General features: G+C 54.5%; 24 protein-coding genes. 8 read left to right on the forward strand and 16 right to left on the reverse strand.

From position 1 onward, the window contains the following. The first annotated feature begins 27 nt into the window (after nucleotides 1-27). Together RBH33_RS00715 and RBH33_RS00720 are read left to right on the forward strand one after the other, a co-directional pair. Entirely contained in the window at nucleotides 28-567 is a 540-nt protein-coding gene (locus RBH33_RS00715) for a hypothetical protein (RefSeq protein WP_306730199.1), read from the forward strand. Between the two features lie 132 nt (nucleotides 568-699). After that, on the forward strand, nucleotides 700-1137 hold the full coding sequence (locus RBH33_RS00720; RefSeq protein ID WP_306730200.1) for a DUF6491 family protein: 438 nt from the start codon (nucleotides 700-702) through the stop codon (nucleotides 1135-1137). Between the two features lie 156 nt (nucleotides 1138-1293). On the opposite strand, the gene RBH33_RS00725 is transcribed toward RBH33_RS00720, so the two are convergent. From RBH33_RS00725 to fnr, 10 genes are all read right to left on the reverse strand, one after another. Then, nucleotides 1294-1980 (reverse strand): hypothetical protein, encoded by a 687-nt coding sequence (locus RBH33_RS00725; RefSeq protein ID WP_306730201.1) that lies wholly within the window; start codon nucleotides 1978-1980, stop codon nucleotides 1294-1296. Nucleotides 1981-2424: 444 nt separating this feature from the next. Beyond that, nucleotides 2425-2883: a helix-turn-helix domain-containing protein gene (locus tag RBH33_RS00730; protein ID WP_306730202.1), complete on the reverse strand. Its 459-nt coding sequence runs from the start codon at nucleotides 2881-2883 to the stop codon at nucleotides 2425-2427. A 240-nt stretch (nucleotides 2884-3123) separates the two neighbouring features. After that, complete coding sequence (locus tag RBH33_RS00735) at nucleotides 3124-3288, reverse strand: hypothetical protein (RefSeq protein ID WP_306730203.1); 165 nt, start codon at nucleotides 3286-3288, stop codon at nucleotides 3124-3126. Between the two features lie 258 nt (nucleotides 3289-3546). Beyond that, nucleotides 3547-4602 (reverse strand): Kelch repeat-containing protein, encoded by a 1056-nt coding sequence (locus RBH33_RS00740; RefSeq protein ID WP_306730204.1) that lies wholly within the window; start codon nucleotides 4600-4602, stop codon nucleotides 3547-3549. Nucleotides 4603-4825: 223 nt separating this feature from the next. Beyond that, complete coding sequence (locus RBH33_RS00745; protein WP_306730205.1) at nucleotides 4826-5221, reverse strand: putative signal transducing protein; 396 nt, start codon at nucleotides 5219-5221, stop codon at nucleotides 4826-4828. A gap of 203 nt (nucleotides 5222-5424) precedes the next feature. Further along, nucleotides 5425-5832, reverse strand: coding sequence for a GNAT family N-acetyltransferase (locus tag RBH33_RS00750; protein WP_306730206.1), 408 nt, complete (start codon nucleotides 5830-5832; stop codon nucleotides 5425-5427). A gap of 353 nt (nucleotides 5833-6185) precedes the next feature. Then, nucleotides 6186-7220 (reverse strand): 2,3,4,5-tetrahydropyridine-2,6-dicarboxylate N-succinyltransferase, encoded by a 1035-nt coding sequence (dapD, locus tag RBH33_RS00755; RefSeq protein ID WP_306730207.1) that lies wholly within the window; start codon nucleotides 7218-7220, stop codon nucleotides 6186-6188. 20 nt (nucleotides 7221-7240) lie between these two features. Continuing rightward, complete coding sequence (locus RBH33_RS00760) at nucleotides 7241-7603, reverse strand: ArsC family reductase (protein ID WP_306730208.1); 363 nt, start codon at nucleotides 7601-7603, stop codon at nucleotides 7241-7243. Nucleotides 7604-7682: 79 nt separating this feature from the next. After that, nucleotides 7683-8273: a DUF4202 domain-containing protein gene (locus tag RBH33_RS00765; protein WP_306730209.1), complete on the reverse strand. Its 591-nt coding sequence runs from the start codon at nucleotides 8271-8273 to the stop codon at nucleotides 7683-7685. Beyond that, nucleotides 8273-9013, reverse strand: a complete 741-nt coding sequence (gene fnr / locus RBH33_RS00770; RefSeq protein WP_306730210.1) for a fumarate/nitrate reduction transcriptional regulator Fnr — start codon at nucleotides 9011-9013, stop codon at nucleotides 8273-8275. The genes RBH33_RS00765 and fnr overlap by 1 nt, the downstream gene beginning before the upstream one ends. 386 nt (nucleotides 9014-9399) lie before the next feature. Between fnr and RBH33_RS00775 the strand changes: the two genes are divergently transcribed. Further along, nucleotides 9400-9606, forward strand: a complete 207-nt coding sequence (locus RBH33_RS00775) for a cold-shock protein (protein ID WP_306730211.1) — start codon at nucleotides 9400-9402, stop codon at nucleotides 9604-9606. A gap of 71 nt (nucleotides 9607-9677) precedes the next feature. Here RBH33_RS00775 and RBH33_RS00780 read toward each other — a convergent pair whose 3' ends face one another. Further along, the gene (locus RBH33_RS00780; RefSeq protein WP_306730212.1) at nucleotides 9678-10499 is read right to left on the reverse strand and encodes a glutaminyl-peptide cyclotransferase; all 822 of its coding nucleotides are present in this window, start codon (nucleotides 10497-10499) and stop codon (nucleotides 9678-9680) included. A 59-nt stretch (nucleotides 10500-10558) separates the two neighbouring features. Here RBH33_RS00780 and RBH33_RS00785 point away from each other — a divergent pair, with 59 nt between their 5' ends. Then, nucleotides 10559-11212, forward strand: coding sequence for a DUF502 domain-containing protein (locus RBH33_RS00785; RefSeq protein ID WP_306730213.1), 654 nt, complete (start codon nucleotides 10559-10561; stop codon nucleotides 11210-11212). A gap of 10 nt (nucleotides 11213-11222) precedes the next feature. Here the strand turns inward: RBH33_RS00785 and RBH33_RS00790 are convergent, their stop codons facing one another. From RBH33_RS00790 to trmL, 5 genes are read right to left on the reverse strand one after another with little or no spacing between them, the layout of a single operon-like run. After that, on the reverse strand, nucleotides 11223-11537 hold the full coding sequence (locus RBH33_RS00790) for a late competence development ComFB family protein (protein WP_306730214.1): 315 nt from the start codon (nucleotides 11535-11537) through the stop codon (nucleotides 11223-11225). A gap of 42 nt (nucleotides 11538-11579) precedes the next feature. Then, the gene (gene mnmC, locus RBH33_RS00795; protein WP_306730215.1) at nucleotides 11580-13619 is read right to left on the reverse strand and encodes a bifunctional tRNA (5-methylaminomethyl-2-thiouridine)(34)-methyltransferase MnmC2/FAD-dependent 5-carboxymethylaminomethyl-2-thiouridine(34) oxidoreductase MnmC1; all 2040 of its coding nucleotides are present in this window, start codon (nucleotides 13617-13619) and stop codon (nucleotides 11580-11582) included. Beyond that, nucleotides 13616-14137 (reverse strand): flavodoxin FldB, encoded by a 522-nt coding sequence (gene fldB / locus RBH33_RS00800; protein ID WP_306730216.1) that lies wholly within the window; start codon nucleotides 14135-14137, stop codon nucleotides 13616-13618. The genes mnmC and fldB overlap by 4 nt, the downstream gene beginning before the upstream one ends. Then, complete coding sequence (locus RBH33_RS00805; protein WP_306730217.1) at nucleotides 14134-14580, reverse strand: flavodoxin domain-containing protein; 447 nt, start codon at nucleotides 14578-14580, stop codon at nucleotides 14134-14136. Before RBH33_RS00805 ends, fldB begins: the two co-directional genes overlap by 4 nt. Nucleotides 14581-14634: 54 nt before the next feature. Next, a complete protein-coding gene (gene trmL / locus RBH33_RS00810; RefSeq protein WP_306730219.1) occupies nucleotides 14635-15102 on the reverse strand; it encodes a tRNA (uridine(34)/cytosine(34)/5-carboxymethylaminomethyluridine(34)-2'-O)-methyltransferase TrmL in 468 nt (155 codons plus the stop codon). A gap of 197 nt (nucleotides 15103-15299) precedes the next feature. Here trmL and RBH33_RS00815 point away from each other — a divergent pair, with 197 nt between their 5' ends. Genes RBH33_RS00815 through RBH33_RS00830 form a run of 4 tightly spaced genes read left to right on the forward strand, consistent with a single transcriptional unit; the run spans nucleotide 15300 to nucleotide 17815 of the window. Beyond that, on the forward strand, nucleotides 15300-16226 hold the full coding sequence (locus tag RBH33_RS00815) for a type IV pilus biogenesis protein PilM (protein WP_306730220.1): 927 nt from the start codon (nucleotides 15300-15302) through the stop codon (nucleotides 16224-16226). A gap of 2 nt (nucleotides 16227-16228) precedes the next feature. Next, complete coding sequence (locus RBH33_RS00820; protein WP_306730221.1) at nucleotides 16229-16834, forward strand: MSHA biogenesis protein MshI; 606 nt, start codon at nucleotides 16229-16231, stop codon at nucleotides 16832-16834. Beyond that, a complete protein-coding gene (locus RBH33_RS00825) occupies nucleotides 16831-17487 on the forward strand; it encodes an MSHA biogenesis protein MshJ (RefSeq protein WP_306730222.1) in 657 nt (218 codons plus the stop codon). The genes RBH33_RS00820 and RBH33_RS00825 overlap by 4 nt, the downstream gene beginning before the upstream one ends. Further along, nucleotides 17480-17815 carry a hypothetical protein gene (locus RBH33_RS00830; protein ID WP_306730223.1) on the forward strand — a complete coding sequence of 112 codons (336 nt, stop codon included), beginning with the start codon at nucleotides 17480-17482 and terminating at the stop codon, nucleotides 17813-17815. The genes RBH33_RS00825 and RBH33_RS00830 overlap by 8 nt, the downstream gene beginning before the upstream one ends. Nucleotides 17816-17822 lie beyond the last annotated feature (7 nt).

The raw sequence follows: 17822 nt of genomic DNA on the forward strand, positions 1-17822 counted from the left end.
CTTTCGGAAACAAAGAGGAATGACTTCATGCACCGCTTGCTCTGCATTTTTACCCTGGTTTTTGTGACGGCCTGCGCCGGTCCCCAAACGCGGATGGACGAGGAGGGTACTTACAGCTTCCTGGGTGAGCCTTTTTCGGTGGCGGCTCCGCAAGCATGCATTGGCGATATGTCCATTCGAGATTCCCGGGCTTCAGTTCGGTTTACCTCTCGCCGTGGCGGCTGGAAAGCCGCAGGGGATTACTCAGTATCCATCTACGGTTTACCCGAAAATGTGAGAGACGAGGCGTCTTTCCACAGTGCCGTGCGCAATGTCTATTTCCAAAGTGTCGAGTCCGCGGGCAATCGGGTTATATCCGGTGACGATACGCAGGTTAACGACAGACCCGCTTTTCAAGGCATTTCCACGGATGACAGCGAAGCGGTTGTGGTGTCGACGAACATTTTGTTTCCCAATCACATAGTGATGGTTCAATTGCTATATCCCTGGGATCCCGAAAACCAAGCCGAGCCTGAGGTGCCGTGGGCGTGTTATCAGGAGTTTATTCAGTCCATTCGCTATCAGTAGACGTGAGCTGAACATTAATGGGTTCACTCGGCATCGAGCACTGGACGCAGGGCCCACAGGGCTGGACAATAATCGATCAATTAGCCTCGGCACGATCAGGCCTGGGGCGACAGCTTATTCTGGAGGTGAACCATGACCATTAAGACCGTTGTTTTGAGTGCAGGGATGGTGTTGGTGTTGTCGGCGTGCGGCCTGTTTGGCCGTGAGGAGGTTCCAACCATGTCCAACGCACTGCTGGAAACCACCGGCCAAAACGGCCGCGCTTGTGTGCGTTCAACAGACATACGTGGCTACGGGGTGCTCAAGCATGACGTGATGTCCATAGACGGACGGAGAAATTACTATCTGGCAACCATGTTGCCCGGATGCCAGGCAATGGGAACCACGCCCAGAGCAGGCTTTGAATCCGACTTCGGTGAGGTCTGCGGCGGCGGTCGTGGCACCGTGCATATTGGCGGTGAGGAATGCACCATTCGCCATTTATTCCGCTTCGACAACCGCCAAGAGGCCTTTGCCGCTCACGAGCAGGCTGTGGAGCTACGCCGAGAGGCGCGAGAGCGGGGTGAGTAATTGTGCTAGAAACTCGCGAGGGCGGGGCGCGTTAATTTGTGCGTCCCGTTCCAGTGTGACATAGAGACCGCAGTACGCCCGCTTGTAAACAAAGTGTCCGTCTCAGTGTCTTTAAGCCATTCCGCTAGTTTTTTTTATTGCGTAAAGAAGAGCCGCTCATTTTTGATGGTCGCCGATGGGCTCAAGATTGTAACCCAGACCTTCACATTTAAACTTTTTCCGAAAGTAAAATTTTTTTCCAATAAAATAGATAAAGTAACCCGCTACTCTGGCTCCCGCAGAAGCGGTTGCTCGCCTGGAGCTAAAATTATTGGAATAAATGGCTGTAATGATTCCTTCTCTTCCTTGCTTTTTATAGAAATCTAGAGCGTAATTTTTGATCCAAGGCTGAAGCCCTTTGCCGCGATGTTTGGGGAAAGTGAAATTATCGTAAGTGTAAGCGTAGTTTTTGCTGAAAGTGGTGACGAGCCCAAATGAACAAACCGATGGTTGCTCCGCGAACCACGCGTAAGAGCATAGTTCGTCATTTATGAAGGCACCGATACAAACATCGTTGTTTTGCAACGATTTGTTGATGCTTTTAAGAGTCATATGAGTATTGTATTGAGCAACATAGTTTTCCAGCTCTTGACGCTCAATAGGCCTGAGGGTCAGCCCTTCCGGTTGTTTTCCCGTGGCGGTGTTTTCTCTGTGGACATAGATGTACAGCAATCCGAATCTGCTGAATTTTCCAATAGAACTAATGATGAGGTCATGCAGGGCAGCAATTAAACCAAAGCGTTTATATATTTTCTTATAATTGCCGATCTTCACTAATTCATCTCTTCCATAATTAATTTTCACATCTCTTCATTAGTGCGTGGAAACTACCGCCAAAGCATGGTGTGGTCAAGGTCTGAAGGATGGGGAGGTCGCTCAATAGGGAAAGTAATTGTGGTGAAACATATCCCAGTTTGGTGTGTGTTCCGGGTAACTTATTGATTTTATAGTGTTTTATCCCCCAAATAAGGCGGTTGCGGTAGTTATTCCCTCTGGATAAAACACCGTCCAAAGATGCATTAAGACGAGGTGCAAGCTGCCAGCGCCCACTATCGCCGAGAGGGAACTCAACGGTGGGCTCTTAAGCGCACTATGTTGCCTCTCGGTACTGAGGAGGTCTACGTAAGTTAAAATGCGAGTCCTTTCGCCTCGTTCTTGAGAACCATGGTATCGGCCAACCGTTCGACTAGCCACTGTGCCCGAAAGTCGCGCCGTTGATTTGATTGTTGGGGCTGGACACATAACGGTTTAGAGCTTGCGTCCCAGTTTGCGCTCTGCCAGTCGTCGCTCCCATCCAGGGCGCATAAAGCTCACAACTTCGAAAGCGATAAGCCCTTGAATAATCAGACCGATTCCCAGACCGCCAAAGATAATATAGACAACTGGCTCGTCATAGAGAACAACGAAAAACACCCCCGCCAATACTACGTAGGTAATCAGGCATTCAATAAACTCCTTCATACGCTTGGCGTACATAAGCGCCCGTTGTTCGTCCATCTTCAATTCGGTGTCATCTTGCATTGGCTCATCCTCCGGTTGTAGTAGAGATAGATCTACCTCAAACACAGACGCAAGCGCTTTGCATGTCTCCATACTCGGCCGATGGCCTTGTTCAATACGTTGAATGGTCCGAGTGGTCACGCCGGCCATTTCTCCCAGCTGACTTTGAGACCAGCCCTTCTTCAAACGTAATTTCCTTACAATCATGGTTCCACCCTTGCTGTTCGAGGTGAGCTCAGTGTTGCCGAATCGAAGCCAGTGTAAAACGAAACAAACACGAAATATAGACGAAATCGTTACGACAGTTCAGTGAAATCAAGGGGTTAGAGGTAGTCGGGGGGGTGGAAAAAGTACTTTGTTGGGGGGCAAAAAAGCACCAACGGTCTTAGGGTGTGGGAGAGAGGCGCGTGGTTGTGCTGGCGCCTCGGTTTGCTTGGAAATCCAAATTCAGGAGTAAGTGGGCGAAGGATTACGCTTTTTGAAAACCCGAAGCCAGAATACGCCTTCTAAAAGTATCCCAATGACTACCAATACGGCAAATCCGAAGGAGTGGCCTGCCGATGCGACGGCAATAGCCGCCACCAAAATTGCAATAGTTATTAAGTGTTTCATTGTCTGCTTCCTGAAAGCTTGTTTGGTCAAAGTGGCCGGATCGCCCCAGACCGACAATTAATCGCAGCCGTCGAAACTACCGCTAAAGTCTGGCTTGGTCAAGGCTCGGGGGAGCGCAGGGCCATTCCGTACCATTTCACGCCGTTGTGGCTACTCGACTCACTTAGGAATGCCATAAATCCAATGCAACCCTTGAATCGCGGTCGTGGGAAATGCCGTCTCGTGCCCTTGAGGTTCGCGCTTCACGATGGGTGCGGCTTACTCCTCTGTCCCCAAAATCCAATGATCATTTAGCTCAGGCCCGCCACCACGATTTTCGCTGCCCGCGACAATATGCAGTTCGTCCTCAAACAGCGTGGCCTGGGTGCCGTGGCGCCCAACCGGTAAGGGCGGCAGGCTGACCCATTGGTTAGTTTCAGGGTTGTAAGCCTCCACTTCGTGGTGGGACTCCACTTGGCTGCCACTCTCGCCGCCCAGGACCACCAACAACCCGTTAAAGGTTAGCGTTGCCGTCCCGGCGCGCTGAGTGGGCAAGGGCGCTTCCAGTGTGTGCCAGCGCTGATCGGCAATGTCGTACACATCAACGGGGCCAACGGTGAGCGACATGACTTCGCCCGTGTCGTGAGATGACGTGCGCCCCGCAGCCGCGTAAATCTGCCCATCAATCACCGCCGCGTGAAAATGGTCTCGCGCATGGGGGGCATCGGGCAGTTGCGTCCAGCTTTCGGTTTCTGGGTCAAATACATCCAACCAAGGGACATAACCGCTCATATGGCCTCGCGTGTTTCCACCCACCAGATAGATCAGCCCTTCATGCACCACAACGCCACTGGCGCCGCGTCGACGATCGGCGGGAATCTCAGGCCCCGTTGACCAGGAGTCAGTAGCAGGATCGTAGATCAAAATATTGGCCAGCGAAGGCTCTTCCGGAAAACCGCCGGTCATGGCGCCGAGCACGTAGAGTTTCTCGTCGTAGGCAATGGCTTGCATATGATGAATTTCAAACGGCGGCTTGGCACCCTGGCTCCAGCTGCCGGTGGCCGGATCAAAAATGTCCAGGGGCCGTTCACCCCGGCCGCCGAGCAAATACAAACGTTCACCCACTGCTACAAACCCGTTCTCGTGGCGCGCGCTGGGCGACGTGCTCGCCTTGTGCTCCTGCCATTGCAATTGATCGGAGCTGGTGGCCTCTGGGTGAGTGGTGTTTTGCGGACTGCAGGCCGCGACCACACCGAGCGCAACACCCATTGCGGCAGATGACAAAAGTTTTGCGGCTTTGCGTTGGGTTTCGGCTGATGGCTTTTTCAATGGCATTATTTGTTACTCCTGATGCTTGTTTTACCCCAGACGGATTTTGGAGTTCTTTCTCTGATCATGCAATCATCTAGAGTCAGGTTTCACTATACAGGGTGTCTATGCACTCTGGGTAACCCGGAAGTTTAGCGTCGTATAAGGCGCTCGTCGCGTGATTGCTTTCTCTCCTGAGGATGCTCGATTTACGAGTTGTCACGGCTTGGCGTCAGAGGAAGTAATGAGGCTACGTTTTTGACACCTTTCCGCACTGCTTGCATCTGATTCCATTCTTCACAGGAAACAGAGGGAAGTTTATGCCGAGAAAGACCAGAAATGCCCACCGGCGTCCGATTTGATGAAACTCGGTATCCGTGCTTCCGCAGTGAGGGCAGGTCTCTGAATCAAGGCCGATTTCGTCGATGAGATCGGCTTCTCGGTCCTCAGATAATACTTGAAGTGCTTTCTCAGCATAAGATTGGGGCACCTGCAGCCGTACTCCCCCCATAGCATTAGAATAGAGCCATTGCATATTAATCGTATGTTCGTCTGCAATGAACGCAGGTATCCCTTCTGAGTCCAATCGCGATTTAGCAATATGGGCCTCATACGGAAAGCTGTAGGTTGAAATCGTGACTAGCATATGACCTTAGTAAACGTAATTGAATCGTGAGTGGCTTTATGTAAATTCCAATTACTCACGAGAAAAATCGTCTGTATCGAACAAGCCAAGAGCACAAACAATAGAGTAAAGGTGGACGAATTCTTTATAGGCATTAGCGCAAAGCGCCTCGGCACGAGCTTGCGAGCGTCTGGCACACGAAGGGTGCGAATTGTCGCGTATTATTACGCATTTTCGCACCTCATTAGAGCTATGCCACCTACCTCAGTGGTAAACCCGTGTTTTTTATAGAATGGTATCAACTCTGGTAACCCGTAAAGCTCAAAATGCGTTACGCTGCGAAGCTTCTTGTGAGACTTTACCAAGCTGATCAGCCTTTCACCTATGCCGTGACCTCTATGACTTTCTTCTACAATAACGTCGAAGATTATTGCCTTGAAGGTGAAGTCTGTTAGTACTCGCGTAAATCCAATGACATTTCCGTCCGAAGCAAGGACGCCGATGCATATCTGAGATCCAGAAATGCAATTTCTCGTTTGTTCAACGGTGCGCCCTTTCGTCCACCACTCGCGTTGATAAAGTGCGTGGACCTGTAAAACATGCTTCTCGGCGAAATCCTCGATTACTTCCATGCTTGTTTCTCAATGGCGTAACATTCGAATCAAAGCCACTCAGGGCCGTTTCGCCCGTGACCGTTATCTCTTTATTGCATTGCATCGAAGCTACCGGGAAACCCTGGCGTGGTCAAGATTTCCGAAGACATAGGGTTTTTGCCTGGATGGGTAAAACAGTGGTCCTGCCTGATGATCAAGGTAAGCGGCATGTTCTTGAGCGTCTCGCAGAGACCATGGTCGTAGTAACCGTTGTCGCAGAGATGTTCGTTGCTTTGGGGTGGTCGGGTGGGAAGAGGGCAGTCGGTATTGATTCACCCGGCAAGTCAATTGCCGGGTGAATTCTCGCTTGAGGTTTACCGCTGATAGGGTGATCAGTTGTTGATATGCAAAGCTTCGTTCAGCTGCACAGCGGTTTTGTTGGTGACACACTCCACGCGGCCGGTGGTGGAGTGGCGGCGGAACAAGAGCCCGGATTGGCCGGCCAGTTCGCGGGCTTTTACGGTTTTCACCTCTTTGCCAGCCTCATCCAATACCGCTACTTTGGTTCCGGCAGTAATGTATAGGCCAGATTCAATGGTGCAGCGGTCACCCAGGGGAATGCCGGTGCCGGCGTTGGCCCCCAGCAGGCACTCTTTGCCCAGGGAAATCACAATGCTGCCACCACCGGACAAGGTGCCCATGGTGGAGCTGCCGCCGCCCAAGTCAGAGCCGGAACCCACAAACACTCCGGCGGATATGCGCCCTTCGATCATGCCTGGGCCTTCGGTGCCCGCATTAAAGTTCACAAAGCCTTCGTGCATGATGGTGGTGCCTTCGCCCAGGTAAGCACCCAGTCGGACCCGTGCGGTGTGGGCAATGCGCACACCCGTGGGCACTACGTAGTTGGTCATTTTGGGGAATTTGTCCACGCAGGAAACTTCCAGCGGTGCGCCGCTCAAGCGTGCTTGAAGTTGACGTTCCGGCAACTCCGCCAGATCCACGGCGCCTTGATTGGTCCAGGCCACGTTGGGCAGGACGCCGAAGGTGCCGGTCAAATCAGTGCCGTGGGGTTTGACCAAGCGATGGGAAATCAGGTGTAGCTTCAGGTAGGCTTCCGGCACCGAGCTCGGAGCACTGTCCTGATCCAACAGTGTGGCTACCAGGGGCTGTTCGCTGCGCGCGAAGGCTCGGGCGATAGCGGCTTGCTCGGTATCGCCTGCGGTTTCCAGAGCTTCAGCCAGCGGTTGCATATGTTCACTGGTCAGAGCGATGGCTTGGTTGCCGCCTTGGTAATTAAGCACATTGGCGATGGCGCCAGCGGTCGCTTCGCTGGGGTTGAGTAGCGGCTGTGGGTAAAACACTTCCAGCCATTCGCCGTTTCGATTTTGACTGCCGACGCCGAGGCCGACACTGTACAGTTTGGTCATGCTGCGTTTCCTGTCAGTAATTATCGATTGAAGAGGGTTGCGTAAGTCGCGGGGCTAAAGCCCAGATGTCGTTCGCTACCGGTATCCAGGAGCGGACGTTTGATCAGCGTGGGTTGAGCCAAAATCGCTGCGCGCGCCGTTTCTGTATCGGCACCTGAGCTGAGTTGCTCGCGGGTGGCCGGGTCAAGTGATTTCCAGCTGGTGCTGCGCTTGTTGACCAACGCCGGACCCAGTTCGGCTAGCCAGGCGCGCACCTGGGTCGCGTCTAGGCCGTCGGCTCGGAAATCATGAAAGCGGTGTTCGATGCCGTGCTCGGATAGCCAGCGGCGGGCTTTTTTGACGGTATCGCAGTTGGCAATGCCGTAGAGAGTCACTGTCCCCATGCAAAAGGTGTCCGCGTCAGTTTATAAAAGCAGGGGATTGTACCAAAGAAGCGGATGTGGCGCAGGGCGACACGCGCCCCTATTTTTGCAAAGCTTTGCCCACTAAGGCTTTCATAGCCTCGGACAGCGGCAGGGCGAGGGCGGCGGTGTGCCCCTCTGGGGACATTTTGCGCCAGGTTTTGCGAATGATGTCGATCAACTTGTCTTCGTCGTGTTTTTTTGCGAAGTCTTCCAGGTAATAGCGTAAAAATACCAGGCAGATCACATCCTCGAGCGTCTGGACCTCTGGATCTCGCTTGAGGTTGCGCTTGCTCAGCAGCGTCTGAACGCGCTCAATCTCTTCCGGGGTGTACCCGAATCGATCCATGATTGTTCCAGCCACTTCACCATGGTAAACCCCAAGCCGAGTGCGCCATTTTTTGTAGCCGGCTCGGTCCATAGGAAAGTCAGCGCGGGGGATGTCCCAGCGGCGAATGTGTTGGGCGCGGGCGGCTAACTGCAGAGTCTCCGAGGCGTCCGGGCAAAAATCCTGCAAACACTCACTCATGCGCACGCCGTACAAGTATTCTTTGGCCACGGCAATGCCATTCACGAAATCGGTATTGGGGTCTTCCTGGTTGGTGGTGTCAAAGGCGGCCAGGGTATTCAGCAGCTGTGGTGATGTGGGCATCAGTTGTTGGCCTCGGAGAGTTCCTGTAAACGGGGAAAGTCCGCAATGCGTACTTCTTTCTTATCGAGCTGAATAATGCCTTGTGCGTGGAAGCGACTCAAGACTCGGCTAACCGTTTCAATGGTCAGGCCCAAAAAATTACCCATGTCGGTGCGTGACATAGGGAGCCGAAACGCGTTAGCGGCCAAGTGTCTAGCCTCGTGTCGGCGCGAGAGGCTTAGTAAAAACGCGGCGATGCGCTGCTCCGCGCTGCTTTTGCTAAGCAAAGAGATCAGTTGTTGGTCATGGGTGATTTCCCGGCTGAGCAATTGAAAGATGTTGCGTTGTAGGGAAGGGATTTGAGCACTTAACTCTTCAATGCGCGCAAAGGGAATCTCGCAAATGGATGAGGTTTCAAGTGTCATCACCGAGCAGGTGTATCGGTTTTCGGCAATGCCGTCCAAACCCACCAATTCACCGGGCAAATAAAAGCCGGTGATTTGTTCCTGGCCGCGCTCGGTTAGCGTGGTTGCTTTGACGGTGCCAGAGCGCACAGCATAAATGGAGCGGAAAGGATCATTGGCCCGATAGAGGTACTGATTTTTTTGCAGTGGCCGGCTGCGCTGGATGACTCGGTCCAAACGATCAATATCATCCAAATGCATGCGCAGCGGTAAGCAAAGGCCACTCAGCCGACAGGTGCCACAAGACGTGTTGTTGTCGATCTGGCAATCCGCTGAGGAGGCGCTAGTCCGTATCATGAGTTGTTTCCGCTTTAAAAAACCTAAAGGTGATTGTTGCAGCTTTGCTGGTTTAGGTAAAGATGTGCCAGTTGAGATAAGTGCCCCATACTTATAGCAATGACGTTCGATTATAAGCGTGGTAGCCAAGTGTGAACAGTGGTTCTAACGGCGTCGTCTGGTCCCCTTTACTTGGCAACAAAGCCGGGTATATAGTGGTTTTGCTGAGCGAGACACAGCATTATTTATGGTTACATCGAGTCCTAGTGAGTACACGGATCTGTACGCCCAAGTACGTCTGTCGTTAGAACTTCGTATTGTTCTTCATAAGTAAGTAAGGTCGATTCGCCAGCAAGAAGCCACATCGGCGTTTTCCATGTTTACCGGCGAAGAGCTAGGGAGTTAATATGTCCAGAAGTACGGGTGTTGTTAAATGGTTCAACGAGTCTAAAGGTTTTGGCTTTATCGAAGCGGAAGGTGGTCAAGACGTATTTGTCCACTACAGCGCGATCTCTGGATCAGGCTTTAAAACTTTGGCCGAAGGCCAGCAAGTTGAATTTGATGTGAAAGCGGGTCAGAAAGGTCCGCAAGCAGAAAACGTTGTGACATCCTGAGCAATAGCTCAGAATAGCCATAGCATTTCTAAAAAGCCGCGTTCTTGGAGCGCGGCTTTTTTGTGCGTTGCTTATCCTTCTCTGTTCGCCTCCTGAAGTTGATTCAGCCGAATCAAAAATAACGTCGGCCAGTTTTTTCCTGTCACCCACATAGCCTGGTGCTCTTCATCCCACGCGATACCATTGAGCACGCTTTCTCGGTGTGCCGGCGCCGTTTGCTCGGCAAGGTCGGTTAAGTCCACATAACCAACCACGTGCCCCGTTTCTAAATCGATTTGTACCAATCGGTTGTCGTGCCAAATGTTGGACCAGACGAAACCATCAATGTATTCCAGTTCATTCAGTTTTCTGACGGGGGTTCCCTTTTTGTGCACCTCCAATGTTCGCAGTAAGGAAAAATCCTCGCGGTCATGAAAAAACAGCCGGTGGGAGCCGTCACTGCGAATCAACACGTCGCCATTATCTGTGAGCCCCCAACCCTCTCCCGTGTACTTGTGGCTTGTTAACTCCTCAAAGCTATCCCGGTCGAGTACGAATAGGGTGTTTTCCCGCCAAGTGAGCAGATAGAGCTTTCCTTCCATTTCCGTTAGCCCCTCGGCAAAGTACCTTCGGGGCAGGGACTTATGGTTTACAAAACCCTCCGCTGGTCCGGAGCGCGGGTAACTCACCAAGCGTGAGCGGCCATAGCCGCCACTGCTTTCATAAAACAGGCCATCATGTAGCAATAACCCCTGAGTAAAGAGTCGGGTGGAGTGGTCGCGCTCTTCAAGCACTGTATAGGTGTATTCGGTAGGCGCGTCGATCGAGGCCTGGCACGCAGAGATTATTCCAGCGAGGCATAAGAGGAATGTGCCAGCAAGTGGTAAACTTGGGCGAGATGACGCAGTGGCCACGGAAGTCACTCCTGGGGTATGGAATAGTGGGCGTTATCTTAGTTTACTGAGGCGACAGAATGAAGCGTTGGCGTTCCTTTATTACCTTGACTCTATTTGGCGGCGTGATGGTTGCGCTGCCTATTACCATTTTTATCCTCTTGGTGCAGTGGCTCCTGGGGACCGCCGCTGGGTTGGTGGAGCCTCTGAGTGGGTGGCTGGTGAGCTGGATCCGCTTCGGCTGGGTGGCTGATCTGTTGGGGATGCTGTTCGTATTACTGTTGTTCTTTCTGATCGGACTCGGGGTAAAAACCAGTGTTGGCCGCTGGTTGCATGGTTACATTGACGAGTGGTTGGCGCGCTTTGCGCCTGGTTACCGAACCATTCGTGAGGTGGTGGCGCATTTTCTGGGCAGCGAAAAAAATTCCTCGTTACTCAAGGGCCAGGTGTGTCGTGCTTATATTATGGGGCGCGCGCACCCGGTCTCGGTTACCGCTATTGTTACATCACGCCATCATAATGGCGACTGCACGGTATATGTGCCCACCGCGCCCGTGCCAAGCTCGGGGTTCGTGTACCACTTAAGTGCCGATTGCGTGGAGCTACTGCCGCATATCAGTGTTGAAACGGCGTTGCGTACGGTCATTTCTTGCGGCAGTGGTTCGCACGTTATTAGCGAGCCTACTCCCTTGGAATCAGCCGAGACCCTGGACGCTGGGCCCAAGCGCGATTGACCCACCGACGTCAGGCTTGGCTTTTTTGTTCTTCCCGTTGTTGAACATAGGACAAAGCCGCTTGTACGGCATCGGTTACTTTTTGTTCCGTTTCGGCCACTTCTTGTGGCGACATAAAGAATGTCATGTCCACATTGTGGCGAATGTACTTGGGTGGCAATCGATTCAGGGCGACGCAGGCGGTATCCGCTAAAAAATCCCGATCGCCCTGCCTGGCACGGTCGCTTTGGTTCACAATTTCTTCCAGCACCAAGCGCTCATAATAATTATGGATGGGATCGACGTCGGCGTCGGCTCTTTTGGGGTGGCCTGGGTTGGGCAGCATGGTGACACCTCACAGTTTATTAGGATCCAGACACAGTATAGGCTACACCCGGGAGCGAATTAGATCCCGAATCAAAAACCGCGCCGGGTGGAGTGCTCGGGCCAAGTCCCGGCTCATTGGCCTGGATTCCCCGCAAATAAGTGCCGCCAGCAGCTGCGCGCACAGGGGCGTATAGGCCAGCCCGCGCGAGCCGTGGCCCAGGTTCACATATAGGCCCGGCCAGTAAGCCCCCGGAATTGGTATATCCGCGTGGGCGTCTTTGCGCAAGGGCGCATAGTCTTCGAGAAACTGTTCACGGCGGGGCACAGGCCCAACCACCGGCAGGTAATCCCGGGTGGCGCAGCGAAAGGCGACCCGGCCATCGAGGGAGTGACTATCGGCGTGGGGCCACAAACCGCTTAGCTCAGAGCCAAAATAACTCAACTTATTCAAGTTGGTGTGGTGATCTTGCTCCGTCAGTGCAGGATTGCTATCACCCAGATTAAAACTGGCTCCGGCGCAGTGGACCCCGTTTTGCGCGGGCGCCAGATAACCCTCTGCGCACAAGGCGGCACGGAGTTGGTGGCTGCGTTCCGTCGCAGGCAGATAAGTCACTTGTCCGCGAATGGACTTGAGCGGTAGGTCGCGGGTTTGTGCAAAGCGCCGGGCATCGAAGGCATTGGCGATGACCACTAAGTCTGAGTGAAGTGTTGAGCCGTCCGCGAGTGAAACTTGCCAGTCCTCATCGTACGCAAGTTCGGTCACCTCCGTGACCGAGCGCACCTGAATTTTTGGATGGTCAATCAAGCGCGCGCACACCTGAGGAGGAGCCAGCCACCCGGCCTGGGGAAAATAGAGGCCGCCATAAGGCAGGGCGATACCCGCAATTTCACTGGCTTGGTCTTGGTTCACAAAAGACAGGAAACCCTCGTGCTGGCTTAAGCGTTCGCGGAGTTGTTCTTGCAGCGCCTGTTCCGATGCGTTGTACGCGAGCTGCAACACGCCACACGCTTCTCCGTACGCGGGGCCAGCTTGCCAGAACGGCTGATAGTGACGTTGCGCATACATCAAACTGGCGAGGTTGAACTCGCCCAGTGGTGATGCTTGGTGGGACAGCTTGGCGTAAAGCACGCCTTGGGGGTTGCCCGAGCCTTCGGCAGCCAGGTGTGATTGCCGCTCCAGTAGTGTCACTTCGTAGTTTCTGTCCGCCAGCGCTCGGGCCGTGTGGCAGCCGGCTAACCCGCCACCAATGACTATGGCCTTTTTCGAAGCATCGACGGACTTTGGGGGCAAATCCCAGGGTGGGGTGTTTTTGTTCCATCTCGTGGTCGGCGAGTGGGTTGAGGAAACGGTGTTGGCTCGAGCCGCGCGGATCATTTCGCGCTTGCGCCCAAAGCCCGGCACTTTGGTGATGGAAAACCCCGCCTGAGCCAGGCCCTGCTTAACGACACTGGCGGCACTGAAGGTGGCTGCGGTAGTGCCGGAGCCGCTGAGCTCACCAATGACCGTGAACAACTCGGGGCGCCACATATCCGGGTTCTTAGAGGGTGCGAAACCATCCAGAAACCACGCGTCCATGGTGATGCCCGCCGCGCGGAAAAGTGGGTGGTCACTAGCCAGCAGCTGCGCCAACCCTTGGGCGGCTTCGTCAACGATCAGCGTGAGCCGAATCTTTCCGCCGGCAAATTCCAGGCGATGGAAACCGCCCTGGGGTGGCGGAAAAGCCTCCAGCAAGGGATTGGCAAAAGGGGCCAGCTCCGGCCAAAGTGACAGGGCACGGGCCAAGTCGTGCTTTTGTAACGGGAATTTCTCGACACTGACAAAGTCCAGTTGCGCTCCGGCTGGTGCGCACTGCTGCCAGAGCTGCCAAGTGGCGAGAAAATTCAGCCCCGAGCCGAAACCCGTTTCGCCAATGCAGAAGTGGTCTTCATCCTTCAGCTGCGCGAAGCGCTCGGGTAGTTGGTTGTGGTGTAAAAACACATGGCGCGTTTCGGCCAAGCCATCCTGACGGGAAAAGTAGACGTCTCCGAAGACGGTAGAAAGCGGTTGACCGTCCTCGTCCCAGGAGATTTCGGCCGGCTTCGGGGCGCCGTCGTCGCTCACAAGCCAAATTCTCGTTCAATCTGAGCGCACCACTGGCGGATCCGCTCGTCGGTCAGTTGGAACTCGTTTTCCTCGTCCAGAGGTAGGCCCACAAAGTGGGTTTCGTCCGGGGTGAGTGCCTTGGAGGCTTCGAACTCATAGCCATCCCGAGGCCAGTAGCCACAAGGACGAGCACCGCGAGCAAGGATTTTGCTGTGCAGGTAACCGAGCGCGTCCTGAAACCATTCCGGGTAACCCACCTGATCACCCAAGCCGTACAGGGCCACGGTCTTTCCGCTCAGTTCCAGCTCGTCCAGATCTCCCCAGATTTCTTCCCAGTCCTCTTGTAATTCGCCGTAGTCCCAGGTGGGGATGCCGAAAATCAGATGCGGATAGAATTGCGCGGTGATGATGGGAGTGTCGGCCACGTTGAATATGTCCACGCGGTCCTCCCCCAGGACGCCGCGAATTTTTTCGCCAGCCATTTCTGTGTAGCAGGTGGAGCTGCCGTAAAAAAGTCCTATGGGCGCCCGACTCATAGAGACTCCAGCCAGGCTTGGGCCCACTCGCGGGCTTCTTCTTCCGGGTCCAGGCCGCTGCTGGCATCCAGAATTAATGGTGGATCTTGCCGGATGGCGCCCAAATCGGCGAAAGCCTCGTCCAGCCGTTGGCCGGCCTCTCCAAAGGTGCTGTAGCTGCTGTCGCCCAGGTTAATTAGGCCATAGCGCCGGCCGGCAATGGGGGGGTATTCCGTATTGAGCTGAATATATAGAGGCAAGACATTGGCGGGCAGGTCGCCGGCACCGGTGTTGGAGGTGCAGATCAGCAGCACTTCGTCCGGGTCCCGGAGCAGGTCTTCAGTCTTAGGGGCCGCATTGATACTCACCTGGTGGCGATTGTCGCGGGCTACTTGAGCCACGAACTCAGCCACTTTACTGGCGGTACCGCCGACGCTGCCCACCAGAATCTGAATCTTACTCATGCCTACCTCATGGTTAAAAAGCCCGCATGATACCAGCGCTGTCGCGTTCGATCATCAGCGCCCACTGCCGGCGAAATCCAACTGCCGCCAGGCTTCGTACACCACCACTGACACAGCGTTGGACAGATTCATGCTACGACTGCCCGGGCGCATAGGAATGCGCAAGAGCTGCTCGGGCGGCAGAGCGTCACGGATAGAAGCCGGTAGGCCACGGCTTTCGGGGCCAAACACCAGGTAATCGCCTTCGATAAACTGCGCCTGAGAGGGACTTTTTGTGCCTTTGGTGGTCAGAGCGAACAGGCGCTCTGGGCGGCAGTCGTTGACGAAGGCCTCCCAACTTGCGTGAAGCTTCATATCTTGCCACTCGCCATAGTCGAGGCCGGCGCGCCTGAGGCGCTTATCGTCCAGGACAAAACCGAGCGGCTCAATCAGGTGGATTTGACAGCCGGTATTGGCCGCCAGGCGGATGATATTTCCGGTATTGGGTGGGATTTCGGGTTCGAATAAGACGATATGAAACATTGCCGGGTGCCGTTAGTGTGTACTATCTTTAATAAGAAGGTGGTCTGGAGCTTCCGAGGTTATAATGTCAGCTTATTAACAGGCTGGCCATAGCCGAAACAAAGTGGCATAGTGGCGCTTATAGCAACTCATTGTCTGGATGTTTTTGTTTTTGGAAAACCCACATAATTAATGACAATAAGCGTTAGGGTCCTCGGTTGAGTTTATTTCGCGCAAGCTCTAAGCAAAGAGAAGTGGTTGGCGTTCAATTCAGCGCTGACGGGATTGCCTTTGCCCACGTATTTCCTAATGGCCCGGTTCCCCAGGTCCGCCATTGCGAATTCATCCCCCTTTCCGATCAGGCCAGCCCTGAAGAAGCCCTGCAGGCGCGTGTGGATCGCCTTGGTTTACGCGGGCGCACCTGCAACTTGGTGTTGGGCCGTGAGGATTACACGTTACTGCTGGTGGAGGCACCGGCGGTGCCGGCCAATGAGCTGCGCCAGGCCCTAAGCTGGAAAGTGCGGGATCTGATTGACTTCCCCGTGGCGGAAGCCGTAGTGGACGCCTTCCTGTTACCCGAAGATAAATCCCGGGGCAGTAAGCGCATGGCCTATGTGGCTGTAGCCCGGCGCGCCACCATCACCCGTTTGGTGAATCAAGCCAATGAAAGCGATTTGAAACTCGCCAGTATTGATATTCCCGAATTGGCCCTGCGAAATTTAGTGGTGAATTGCTGCGAGACAGACCGCGGTGCGGCACTGGTGAAGTTGGTGCCCGGTGGTGGCAGCCTTCAAATTGTGCGCGGTGACGACTTGTTTCTAGCCCGTCAGTTTGCGCTGCCCTATGAGGGTGGCCTGCTGGAAGATCTGCCCGCCGATGCACTGGTGCTGGAATTGCAGCGCTCCCTGGATTATTTCGAGCGGCAAATGCGTCAGCCCCCACCGGCTCAAGTGTATCTGGCCGGAGAAAACGTCAGCGCAGACAAGCTCACCGACGAAATTCAATCGGCCCTACCGGCCGATCTAACGCTCTTGTCTCTGGCGCCGGGCTTGGACATCGACGCCCAGATCCCCGCACACAGCTTATCCCTTTGCCTGGATGCCCTGGGTGCAGGGTTGCGCACTGAAAAGCGCGAGGAAGGCTGAGTATGCAGCAGATAAACCTGTACCTTCCCGAATTTCGCCCCAATCGGAAACCGGTGCGCGCCGTACATATGGGCTGGGCACTCTTGGCCGCGGCCGTACTATTAGTCCTGATTTCTCTTTGGAGCAGCTACCGCACTGGCGGACTCGCCAATCAAGTCGCTCAGGAAGAGCAAAAACTGAATGAATTACAAGGCCAGGTCGCCACGCTTCAACAACAGCAGCCGCGCCTGAGAGGCCCAGGCCTGGAAACCGAGGTGGAGCGCTTACAGCAAGAAATTCGCCGCCGGGAGCGGATTAAGGCCTTGATTGCCCAGCAAAACATGGGCAATGCCGAAGGCTTTTCCGGGCAGTTGCAAGGGCTGGCTCGCCAGTCCATGGAAGATCTTGCTTTGGAATGGTTTTCACTGCAGCAGGGCGGTGGCTATGTGGAGCTGGGCGGCCGGGTGCGCACTGCCGATCTCGTGCCCCTCTACTTGCAGCGGCTACGCCAGGAAGACAGTTTCGCCGGGGCCCGCTTTGGGGTGCTGGATATGGGCCGCGATGAATCTACGGCGCCCGGTTTGGAGTTCAACCTCACCCGTGCCAAAGGGGAGGGCAGCCGACGATGAGCCCGAAGCTGAACGAACTAATTGAAAAAATTGACGCTTACTCCCTGCGTGAGCGGGTGCTGTTGCTGTTGTGCGCGTTGGCGGTTCTGGTGGGTATCTGGCAACTGGCCATTGAAATGCCCCAGGAGCGGAAACGGGCCCAATTGACGGCCGAACTGGAGCGAATCAGTACCGCACAGTCTGCCCAAGCGACACAAATCGCGGCTTTGAGCAGTGCTCTGGGTCAAACGGTAAATGGCGAAGTGTTTGCTGAGCGCGAAGCCCTACGGGCCCGGCTGCTGACACTGGATGACGAGCTGGCGGCTCTGTCCCAAGGGTTGGTCAGTGCCGACCAACTGCCACGCATTTTGCAGGACGTGTTGGTGTCCACCACGCGCTTGACGCTGCAGCGGGTACAAACACATCCGGTGCAAGAGTTACCTCTGTTGGGCGGCGGCGAAGAAGGCCGCTCCACCGGCGTGTACAAACACAGCGTCACGCTGCGTGTGACCGGGAGTTACTTCGAAGTATTGGGTTTTCTCCAATCACTCGAAGAGTTGCCTTGGCGTTTTTATTGGGACCGTCTCGACTACAAAGTCCAGGGTTATCCGCGCGGGGAAATTGATATCCGCGTTTATACCCTGAGTGCTGAGGAGGGGTTGCTGGGTGTGTAAAGTCATAGCCCTTTTATTGTTGGCGCTCGCAGTGCCGCTTTCGGCCAGCGCCGAGAGCCTTCAGGATCCAACTCGCCCGTTGGGCTACCGGACGGCGTCCAGTGCAAGTGTGGAGCTGGAACTGAACTCTATTTTGATTGGCGGAACACGCAAGCTGGCGGTGATTAACGGTCAGCAGCTGCGGGAAAACGAAGTAATTCAAGGCTCGGGCGGTGTTCGCCTACGAGCTATTGAGCCCCAAGCGGTAGTTCTGCAGCAGGGAACAAGAACCTGGCGTGTGCGTATGGCCGGTAACGGCGTCAGACGCACAGCGCCCACAGAGAATTGAGGTTGAC

Origin of the sequence: Marinimicrobium hydrolyticum, assembly GCF_030848505.1 — a bacterium.
In the GTDB taxonomy this organism is placed as follows: domain Bacteria; phylum Pseudomonadota; class Gammaproteobacteria; order Pseudomonadales; family Cellvibrionaceae; genus JAVDDU01.

What these genes read in the sequence shown, in the direction of transcription:
- RBH33_RS00715 (WP_306730199.1), top strand. Translation starts at nt 28, where the DNA reads ATGCACCGCTTGCTCTGCATTTTTACCCTGGTTTTTGTGACGGCCTGC.
- RBH33_RS00720 (WP_306730200.1), top strand. Translation starts at nt 700, where the DNA reads ATGACCATTAAGACCGTTGTTTTGAGTGCAGGGATGGTGTTGGTGTTG.
- RBH33_RS00730 (WP_306730202.1), bottom strand. Translation starts at nt 2,883, where the DNA reads ATGATTGTAAGGAAATTACGTTTGAAGAAGGGCTGGTCTCAAAGTCAG.
- RBH33_RS00735 (WP_306730203.1), bottom strand. Translation starts at nt 3,288, where the DNA reads ATGAAACACTTAATAACTATTGCAATTTTGGTGGCGGCTATTGCCGTC.
- RBH33_RS00740 (WP_306730204.1), bottom strand. Translation starts at nt 4,602, where the DNA reads ATGCCATTGAAAAAGCCATCAGCCGAAACCCAACGCAAAGCCGCAAAA.
- RBH33_RS00745 (WP_306730205.1), bottom strand. Translation starts at nt 5,221, where the DNA reads ATGCTAGTCACGATTTCAACCTACAGCTTTCCGTATGAGGCCCATATT.
- RBH33_RS00750 (WP_306730206.1), bottom strand. Translation starts at nt 5,832, where the DNA reads ATGGAAGTAATCGAGGATTTCGCCGAGAAGCATGTTTTACAGGTCCAC.
- dapD (WP_306730207.1), bottom strand. Translation starts at nt 7,220, where the DNA reads ATGACCAAACTGTACAGTGTCGGCCTCGGCGTCGGCAGTCAAAATCGA.
- RBH33_RS00760 (WP_306730208.1), bottom strand. Translation starts at nt 7,603, where the DNA reads ATGGGGACAGTGACTCTCTACGGCATTGCCAACTGCGATACCGTCAAA.
- RBH33_RS00765 (WP_306730209.1), bottom strand. Translation starts at nt 8,273, where the DNA reads ATGCCCACATCACCACAGCTGCTGAATACCCTGGCCGCCTTTGACACC.
- fnr (WP_306730210.1), bottom strand. Translation starts at nt 9,013, where the DNA reads ATGATACGGACTAGCGCCTCCTCAGCGGATTGCCAGATCGACAACAAC.
- RBH33_RS00775 (WP_306730211.1), top strand. Translation starts at nt 9,400, where the DNA reads ATGTCCAGAAGTACGGGTGTTGTTAAATGGTTCAACGAGTCTAAAGGT.
- RBH33_RS00785 (WP_306730213.1), top strand. Translation starts at nt 10,559, where the DNA reads ATGAAGCGTTGGCGTTCCTTTATTACCTTGACTCTATTTGGCGGCGTG.
- RBH33_RS00790 (WP_306730214.1), bottom strand. Translation starts at nt 11,537, where the DNA reads ATGCTGCCCAACCCAGGCCACCCCAAAAGAGCCGACGCCGACGTCGAT.
- fldB (WP_306730216.1), bottom strand. Translation starts at nt 14,137, where the DNA reads ATGAGTCGGGCGCCCATAGGACTTTTTTACGGCAGCTCCACCTGCTAC.
- RBH33_RS00805 (WP_306730217.1), bottom strand. Translation starts at nt 14,580, where the DNA reads ATGAGTAAGATTCAGATTCTGGTGGGCAGCGTCGGCGGTACCGCCAGT.
- trmL (WP_306730219.1), bottom strand. Translation starts at nt 15,102, where the DNA reads ATGTTTCATATCGTCTTATTCGAACCCGAAATCCCACCCAATACCGGA.
- RBH33_RS00820 (WP_306730221.1), top strand. Translation starts at nt 16,229, where the DNA reads ATGCAGCAGATAAACCTGTACCTTCCCGAATTTCGCCCCAATCGGAAA.
- RBH33_RS00825 (WP_306730222.1), top strand. Translation starts at nt 16,831, where the DNA reads ATGAGCCCGAAGCTGAACGAACTAATTGAAAAAATTGACGCTTACTCC.